Genomic DNA, 6,593 nt, shown 5'->3' on the forward strand with positions numbered 1-6,593 from the left:
GTCAGGAAGGCGGCGACGTCCACGGGATGGGCGGCGGTGGTGCTGGCGGTCAGGCGGGTGAGGCCGCCGGTGTAGCCCTGCGCGACACAGCGAAGCTTCCATCCGCGGGGGTGGCGGTAGAGCTCACCGAAGACCATCGTGGTCTCCAGGCCGGTCTCGGCGGCGACCTCGCAGCGGACGAGTTCGGTGCCATCCGCCGCGAGCAGCCGAAGGTAGGCGCCGTGTACCGAGCGGAACGACGGCGGCCGGGTGGGCGCGTCGTACACCGCGGCACCGAAGTGCAGCCGGTCGATGCTGGCCGGCACGGCGTCCAGTCGCACCAGCAGACGTTCGGCGTCGCCGGTCAGGGGCCGCGGCGGCGGGGTCGCGGTGGGCCGCTCGTGCGGATTGGGCACCTGCTGGGCCAGCAGCAGCTCGTGTCCGCCGTCCGACGGGTCGGACCTGGTGAGGATGATGACGGCGTCGAGTTCGAGGTCGGCCAGTTCCGGGCGGTCGTCCCAGCCCAGCGCCACGGTCAGCGCCCCACCCGGGCCACCGGCGCCCGCCAGGCCACCAACGCCGTGCGGGACGAGGTCGGCGATCGCGATGTTGCCGCCCTTGGGCAGGCTGCGGGCGGCCATCAGTCGAGGTCGGACCGTCGGAACTTGGCGTCCAGGAAGCGGGCCTGGATCGCGAGCTGCGCGGCGTCGCCGGTGTAGACGAGATCCTGCAGGTCGTTCGCCCCCTCGTCGAGCAGCTGGAGTTGGCGGACCAGGTCGTCGGCCGGTGTGGTGCCGGTGACCCCGGCACGCTCGGCGTACTGCGGCGGCAACGCGGTGAAGTCGTCGAGGGCCTGCGGCAGGTACTCGTGGATGATCGCGGTCAGCCCCCGCATCTCCTCGTCGCTGGCCGACTGGCGTTCGACATACCCCAGCAGGGGCCGCAGGATGTCATCGAGATCGCGCACGGTGGGTACGGCCCCGGGCGGTAGCCGTCCGCCGTCGGCGTTGACCCGGGTGACCAGGGCGGCGAGCTCCGCGCGCAGCTGCCCGACCTGGGTGGCGACCTCCCCGCGTGGTGCCGCCGTGGCCCGGCGGGCGTCACCGTGCGCTGCCTCGCCGTCCTCGGTGGTGGCCGGACGCCGACGGAAGATCACCCTGCCCCCTCTGCTCAGCGTTCGTCCGCGCGGGCCCGTTCCAGATACGCGCGGGAGCGGCCGACCTGGGTCTCGAGGGCGGCGACCGTCGTCGCCATGCTCTCGACCGCCTTGGCCTTGTACCCGTCGATGGCGTCCATGGTGGCGAAGATGTTGTCGAAGGCGGTCTGCAGCGCCTCGACACTGACCCCGCTGGACGCCGCCTGCTCGTGGAGCTGACCGGTCTGCTGGCGCAGCATCTCGCTGGTGGAGGTGATCATACTGTTGGTGGTGGCGTTCAGCGCGTTGATCTGGTCGAGCACGAGCTTCTGGTTCGCCAGCGCCTGGGCGACGATGACCGCGGTGCGCAGGGCCGCGACCGTCGTCGACTGCGCCCGGTCGACGCCCTTGATCAGCTCGAGGTTGTTCTTGCGGACCAGGTCGAGGGCGAGATAACCCTGCACGCTCACCGCGAGCTGCGTGATCAGATCCTGCTGGCGCTGGCGGATGGGGAACAGCGCGTCCGAGGTGAGCGCGTCGGCGGCGCCGGGGCTCGCCGGGCGCAGCTGGTCGATCTTCGTCGACACCGCGCCGTCGAGGGCCTTGGCGAGGGTGGCGTACTCGGTGAGCTTGCCCATCGCCGCCCACAGGTTCGCCTTCTCCTGCTCGATGGCGGCGTTGTCCTTGCGCAGCTCGTCCTGGCCGGAGTCCAGCGCGCGGATGATGCCGTCGAGCTGCTTCTGCGCCGACTGGTAGCGCTGGAAGTAGGCGGTGATCCGGCTGCCGAACGGGACGATCCCGAGCAGTTTGCGTGGGCCCCTGAGATCGGCCTTGCCCGGGTCGAGATCGGTGACCGTCTCGCGCAGTTCGACGAGTGTGCGGGCGACCCGGGTCTGCGCGTCGCCGCCGGAGGCACCCGAGCCGGTGCCCCCCCGACCGCGACTGCTGGCCAGGGCCGCCGCCGGTCGCTCGAGCATCCGGTTGGACACCCGGGCGCTCGCGACGATCTCCCGCTGGCCCATCGACGTGATGTCGTTGATCTTCGCCTGGAACGCGGGGCCGCGCGGGTCCTGCGCGGTGAGTTCGTCGGCGAAACCGGCCGCCCGGGCACGCAGCTGCGCCCGGGTGGCCTCGTCGATCGGCACCATGCTGTCGACCTGGTCGTCGGGGATCACCGGCACCGGCTCCGGTGGGGCGAGCCACAACGCCCCACCCGTGCCCGTCGCCGCGGGGGCGACCGTGGGTGGCGCCAACGGCTTACCCAGGTCCAGCTCCGACATGGACGTCCTCCCCACCTCGCCCTGCCCCGGCCCGCGGGCGGCGCGTCACCCGAGGCTCACCAGGTCGATTTGACCCTACGCGAGATGCCCGCCGGATCAGCGCGCCAACCGGAACACCGCCCGTCGTCCTGCCGACCGTGGGGTTCGGGGGGTCGCCCGGGTCAGAGCGGGTAGGTGATGCCGGTGAGCTCGGTGGACAGCGTCCACAGGCGTGCGGCGGCCTCGGTGTCCTGGGAGCGGGCGTTGGACTTGACGATGACCGGAGGCCCGGTCATCGTCAGCAGCCCGCGCGGACCGTAGTACTGGCCGCCGACGGCCTGCGGGTCGACGGCGGCACGCAGCATCGGCAGCGCACCCATCTGCGGCGAATGGGCGATCGGGTTCGGAACGCTGTTGAACAGGCGGCTGCGCAGCTTCTGGCTGCCGCCCACGCCGCCGGCGTTGGTCGTCGCACCGCCCGGGTGCGCGGCCAGGGAGATCGCCGGCGCGTGCGCCGCGGCCAGCCGCCGGTGCAGCTCGTAGGAGAACAGCAGGTTCGCGAGCTTCGAGCGCGCGTAACCACGCAGCGGCTTGTAACCCCGCTCGAAGGGGATGTCCTCGAAGTCGATCTTTCCCATGCGGTGGCCGTTGCTGCCGACGGTGATGATCCGCCCCGCGTCGGCGGCGAGAACCGCCGGCAGGACGAGCCCGGTGAACGCGAAGTGCGCCAAGTGGTTGACCCCGAAGTGCTGCTCGAAACCGTCCTCGGTCCGACCGTGCGGCAGCATGATCACGCCGGCGTTGTTGATCAGGATGTCGATGGTGGGACGCTCGACGAGCAGGGTCTCGGCGGCCTTGCGAACGCTGGCCAGGGAGTTCAGGTCCAGCTCGAGGAGATGGATGTCGGCGTCCGGCGACTCGGCCAGGACGCGATCGCGGGCTTCCCGCGCCTTCACCGGATTGCGGCAGGCCAGGACGGTGGTGGCGCCGCGCGCGGCCAGCACCCGCGTGGCCTCGAAGCCGATCCCCGAGTTCGCCCCGGTGACGACGGCGGTCCGGCCCTTGAGCGTGGGCACCTCCGCCGCCGACCACCGTCGCCGCTTCCCAGAAGTAGCTGCCACCGTTGGACCTCCAGGTTCCCGGACGGGGGCGAGGCCCCGATCACCACAAAGTGCTCGATGTGACGTAGGTGATAGTACGGTCAACGCCGCGCAGAGGCGCGTGATCGGAACATGGCGCCCGCATCGCCCAGATCGAGGTCGCGTCGTGCAGTCGGTTCGCCACACATGGGCGGTATCGTGGGACCTGGGTTCTGAATCATGAAACCTGGGTTCTGAGCCGTTCGGGGGAGCGCTGCCTGGGGGAGCGCGGAATCCGTCGGGGGGGGGGATCACAACATGCCGACGTTGACGATGTGCGCGGCGAGAGGCGACACCGCGGTCGTGCGCGATCTCACCGTGACCGCCCGGGTCAGCCGGTCTCGTCCCGGCGAGGTCGGCGGCTACGCGTGTGTGACGACCTCGCATGCCGTACGTCGACGTGACGTCGCCTGGATCGCGGCCGACGATGCGGCCCTGCGCATCCACCACGCCGTCGATCGGTAGTCGCCCGCGATGCACCACACTCCCCACACCCACACCCACGGGTTGGACGGCCCGGCGGGTCCACAGTCGCCCGAACTGGTCGTGCACGTGTATGCGCCGTTCGACGGCGGCCCGCTCGGCCTGTCCGTCGTGATCGCGCCCGCCGCGCCCGACCCGGCCGCCGCGGCGCCCTCGGGTGCGGGGGAGCGTCCGGCCGGGTTCGGCTGGGCGGCGATGGACGCCAGGTGGGAACGCGTGATCGCGCCGTGGCAGTCGGAGCTGCTCGACGAGGCGCGGATCTACCAGGGTCTGCTGCCCACCCTGGACGTCCCGGCGCACTATCCCCACGCGGCCGGCGCCGACCTGGCGCGGGCCGTCACCCCGGCGCTACCGGTGTTCCCACGGGCTGTGGGCTGGGAGTCCCGCGGTGCCAGCACCCTGTCGGGCTGTGTCGTGTGGGAACCGGCCGCGGGCCACGACCACGGGACGAGACGGCGCCTGCTCGTGCTCGCCGGCGCCGCCCGCGAGGCGAGTCTGGGCGCCTGGACCTGGTCGTCCGGTGACACCGCGGCACCGCCGCTGGCGCTCTACCTGGCGCAGGCCGCCAAACCCCGACTGCAGGGACGGCTGTGGTCCGACGGCACCGCCACGCAGGCGCTGCGCCGCCACCTCGACGACACCAGCGCCCGGCTCGCCAGCGAGCTGATCACCGCCGTCGACACCGACACCGCCGGCAGCGCTGCCGCCGCGGACGTGGACGCCGCCGGCGGTGACCGTGACCGGCGTGCCGCCGCGCTGCGCCGCAACGTGGAGGTCGCCGCCACCAACCTGCGCGCCCTGACCAGTCGGGACGTCATCCCCACCGGCCACCTCGACCCGTTCGAGGGCGACCTGCTGTACGCGCGGTATCTGGCCGAGCTGCTCACCGATGGTGAGGCGTACCTGCGTACCGCGCAGCGGCGGGCCCGCGAGGTCCTCCACGTCTACGCCCCCCTCGTCCCCGCGCCCGCGCCCCCCGCACCAACCCCACGGGTCGGGTCGGCCGCGTCAGCCCCGGCCGTCCGGCTCGACCTGCCGCTGTCCGGGGAGGATCGACTGATCCTGCTGGACGAGCTCGCCGTCGTCTTCGCCGAGCCGACCGAGGCACGCCAGTTCGTGGCGGATATCGGGGTGCCCCGTGGCAGCCAGCCGGTACTCGCCGACCACAGCCCGCGGGTCTGGTGGGGCGAGGTGTTCCACCTGCTGGCCCATGGGATCGTGGGAACCCCGTATCGCGCCCTGTTGGTGGCCGCCCTCCGGCACCGGCCGTACAACGAGACTTTCCGGGCGGTCGCGCAGCGGTACGACGTGGTCGTGCCGACCGGATGGTGAGGGCGGCGTGCGCCGCGAGCGGTGACGTCCTCCCGGTTCGGGGTCGGTGTACTTCCGCACAGCACAGGCGAGAAATCCGTCGGGGGAGGGAAACCGTGCTGGTTGTTCTGTCGTTTGTCCTTCTGTTCGGTGGCCCGCGGGGCGGGCGCCGGTGAAGCGCGCCCTGCTCGTCGGCATCGATGACTACGACAATCGCCGGCTTTTCGGGGAGCTGACCGGTTGCGGTAACGACGTTCACGCGCTCGCGCCGTTGTTGCGGCGGAACTACGACGAGGAGCTGAACTTCGAGTGCAAGCTGCGCACCGGCGCCGACGGTCGGGGGGTGACCCGGGATCGGCTGTTGCGGGACCTGACGGAGCTGCTCGCTCCGGCGGCCACCGTGGCGCTGCTGTACTTCGCCGGTCATGGTTACCCGCAGGGCGACGATGTCGTCCTGGCCACCGTGGACGGGTCGGCCCGCACTCCCGGCGTCGCGTTGAACGAGGTGCTCACGTTGGTGGAGAACTCGCCCGTCCATGAGGTGATTATCATTCTCGACTGCTGCTTCAGCGGGGCCGGAGGCCAGGTGCCGCGGCTGGGTGGCAACGGTGCGTTCCTGCATGCCGGCGTGTCGATTCTGGCCGCGACCCGCGGCGACCAGACGGCCCTGGAGACCGAGGGCCGTGGCGTGTTCAGTGCCTGCCTGGCCGATGCGCTCGACGGCGGCGCCGCCGACGTGTTGGGTCAGATCACCGTCGCCGGGCTGTACGCGTACCTGTCCGAGATGTTCGGCGCGTGGGACCAGCGGCCGACCTTCAAGGCGAACGTCGACCGGCTGCACGAGCTGCGCCGTACCCGCCCGGACATCTCCAGGAGTCAGCTTCGCCGGCTCGCCCGCCTGTTCCCGGAGCCCACTCATCACCTTGCGCTCGACCACTCCTACGAGCGCACCCAACAGCCGTCGGACCCAGCCCACGAGGCTGATTTCGAACTGCTCCAGCAGGCCCGGGCGGTGAGACTCGTCGAACCGGTCGGTGAGAAGCATCTCTACTATGCCGCACTGAACAACAAGGCCGCTCGACTCACCCCGGTCGGGCGGCATTACTGGGCGCTCGTGCAGAAGGAGATGCTGTGACGACGGTTGGTTCTTCCGAGGACCAGGGCAGGCCGCCCGTGACCGCGATCGGTTTCTGCGGCCACCAGAACCTTCCCGCCGAAGGTGTTGACCAGATCACCCGGGAGATCGACGGTTATCTGGGCGCGCTGCCCGGGCCGTTCGTCGGACTA

The 6,593-nt window shown here is 71.3% G+C and carries 7 protein-coding genes; 3 read left to right on the forward strand and 4 right to left on the reverse strand.

The window, feature by feature from the left end; all coding sequences use genetic code 11:
* The 4 genes from G6R24_RS16700 to G6R24_RS16715 all read right to left on the reverse strand — a co-directional run.
* A partial coding sequence (locus G6R24_RS16700) for a TerD family protein (RefSeq protein WP_163550164.1) occupies positions 1-620 on the reverse strand: 620 nt, incomplete at its 3' end.
* The gene (locus G6R24_RS16705; protein ID WP_391530725.1) at positions 620-1,135 is read right to left on the reverse strand and encodes a hypothetical protein; all 516 of its coding nucleotides are present in this window, start codon (positions 1,133-1,135) and stop codon (positions 620-622) included. The genes G6R24_RS16705 and G6R24_RS16700, both read right to left, overlap by 1 nt.
* Positions 1,136-1,149: 14 nt before the next feature.
* A complete protein-coding gene (locus G6R24_RS16710) occupies positions 1,150-2,394 on the reverse strand; it encodes a toxic anion resistance protein (RefSeq protein WP_163550165.1) in 1,245 nt (414 codons plus the stop codon).
* Positions 2,395-2,555: 161 nt separating this feature from the next.
* Positions 2,556-3,494, reverse strand: coding sequence for an oxidoreductase (locus G6R24_RS16715; protein WP_175084266.1), 939 nt, complete (start codon positions 3,492-3,494; stop codon positions 2,556-2,558).
* 276 nt (positions 3,495-3,770) lie between these two features.
* On the opposite strand from G6R24_RS16715, the gene G6R24_RS22625 reads away from it, so the two are divergent.
* The 3 genes from G6R24_RS22625 (at position 3,771) to G6R24_RS16725 (ending at position 6,441) form a co-directional block, all read left to right on the forward strand.
* Entirely contained in the window at positions 3,771-3,977 is a 207-nt protein-coding gene (locus G6R24_RS22625; RefSeq protein WP_175084265.1) for a hypothetical protein, read from the forward strand.
* Positions 3,978-3,986: 9 nt separating this feature from the next.
* Positions 3,987-5,327, forward strand: a complete 1,341-nt coding sequence (locus G6R24_RS16720) for a CATRA conflict system CASPASE/TPR repeat-associated protein (RefSeq protein WP_163550166.1) — start codon at positions 3,987-3,989, stop codon at positions 5,325-5,327.
* A 151-nt stretch (positions 5,328-5,478) separates the two neighbouring features.
* A complete protein-coding gene (locus G6R24_RS16725) occupies positions 5,479-6,441 on the forward strand; it encodes a caspase family protein (protein WP_163550167.1) in 963 nt (320 codons plus the stop codon).
* The last annotated feature ends 152 nt before the right edge of the window (positions 6,442-6,593 follow it).

Origin of the sequence: Candidatus Frankia nodulisporulans (assembly GCF_902806475.1) — a bacterium.
Taxonomy (GTDB): domain Bacteria; phylum Actinomycetota; class Actinomycetes; order Frankiales; family Frankiaceae; genus Frankia; species Frankia umida.